1 rRNA gene is annotated in these 2,137 nt (G+C 50.5%); it reads right to left on the reverse strand.

Annotated elements, in window-relative coordinates:
- Positions 1-2,108, reverse strand: a 23S ribosomal RNA gene (locus tag AC27EZ_RS18065); the annotation flags it as partial.
- Between the last annotated feature and the right edge of the window lie 29 nt (positions 2,109-2,137).

Genomic DNA, 2,137 nt, shown 5'->3' on the forward strand with positions numbered 1-2,137 from the left:
AAGCCTCCCACCTATCCTACACATGTAGGTTCAATGTTCAGTGCCAAGCTGTAGTAAAGGTTCACGGGGTCTTTCCGTCTAGGTGCGGGTACACAGCATCTTCACTGCGATTTCAATTTCACTGAGTCTCGGGTGGAGACAGCGTGGCCATGGTTACACCATTCGTGCAGGTCGGAACTTACCCGACAAGGAATTTCGCTACCTTAGGACCGTTATAGTTACGGCCGCCGTTTACCGGGGCTTCGATCAAGAGCTTCGCTTACGCTAACCCCATCAATTAACCTTCCGGCACCGGGCAGGTGTCACACCCTATACGTCCTCTTACGAGTTTGCAGAGTGCTGTGTTTTTAATAAACAGTCCCAGCCACCTGGTCACTGCGACCCCCATCTGCTTACCGCGCGAAGCGTTCACAAACAGGGGCGTACCTTCTCCCGAAGTTACGGTACAATTTTGCCGAGTTCCTTCACCCGAGTTCTCTCAAGCGCCTTAGTATTCTCTACCTGACCACCTGTGTCGGTTTGGGGTACGGTTTATATAATCATAAGTTTAGAAGCTTTTCCTGGAAGCAGGGCATCAACAACTTCACTCCCTTGGGAGCTCGTCTCGCGTCTCAGCTTTAAGAACCCGGATTTACCTAAGTTCTCGGCCTACTCGCTTTCACTTGGACAACCAACGCCAAGCTTGCCTAGCCTTCTCCGTCCCTCCATCACTGATTATATAAGTACGGAAATATTAATCCGTTTCCCATCGACTACGCATTTCTGCCTCGCCTTAGGGGCCGACTTACCCTGCCCTGATTAGCATGGGACAGGAAACCTTGGTCTTCCGGCGTGGGGGTTTTTCACCCCCATTATCGTTACTCATGTCAGCATTCGCACTTGTGATATGTCCAGCAAGCTTTACAACTCACCTTCATCCACTTACACAACGCTCCCCTACCCAGCACAGTAAACTGTGCTGCCGCAGCTTCGGTATATTGCTTAGCCCCGTTACATCTTCCGCGCAGGCCGACTCGACTAGTGAGCTATTACGCTTTCTTTAAAGGGTGGCTGCTTCTAAGCCAACCTCCTAGCTGTCTAGGCCTTCCCACATCGTTTCCCACTTAGCAATATTTTGGGACCTTAGCTGGCGGTCTGGGTTGTTTCCCTCTCCACGACGGACGTTAGCACCCGCCGTGTGTCTCCCGGATAGTTCTCATTGGTATTCGGAGTTTGCAAAGGGTTGGTAAGTCGGGATGACCCCCTAGCCTTAACAGTGCTCTACCCCCAATGGAATTCGTCCGAGGCTCTACCTAAATAGATTTCGGGGAGAACCAGCTATCTCCCGGTTTGATTGGCCTTTCACCCCCAGCCACAAGTCATCCGCTAACTTTTCAACGTTAGTCGGTTCGGTCCTCCAGTTGATGTTACTCAACCTTCAACCTGCCCATGGCTAGATCACCGGGTTTCGGGTCTATACCTAGCAACTAAACGCGCAGTTAACACTCGCTTTCGCTACGGCTCCGCTATTCGCTTAACCTTGCTACTAAATATAAGTCGCTGACCCATTATACAAAAGGTACGCAGTCACACCACGAAGGTGCTCCCACTGCTTGTACGTATACGGTTTCAGGTTCTATTTCACTCCCCTCACAGGGGTTCTTTTCGCCTTTCCCTCACGGTACTGGTTCACTATCGGTCAGTTAGGAGTATTTAGCCTTGGAGGATGGTCCCCCCATATTCAGTCAAGATAACACGTGTCCCGACCTACTCGATTTCACTGTAAAGCACGCTTCGTGTACGGGGCTATCACCCTGTATCGCTCCTCTTCCCAAAGGATTCCACTACACACTAAACAGCTTAAGGGCTGCTCCCCGTTCGCTCGCCGCTACTAGGGGAATCTCGGTTGATTTCTTTTCCTAAGGGTACTTAGATGTTTCAGTTCCCCTCGTTCGCCTCGTTACACTATGTATTCATGTAACGATACCTGTAAACAGGTGGGTTTCCCCATTCGGACATCTGTGGCTCAAATGCATTTTGTCGGCTCACCACAGCTTAACGCAGACTTACACGTCCTTCATCGCCTCTAACTGCCAAGGCATCCACCGTATACGCTTAGTCACTTAACCATACAACCCTAAAAAGCCTTGAGTTTGGC

This window comes from Alteromonas sp. 4NH20-0056 (genome assembly GCF_057539655.1).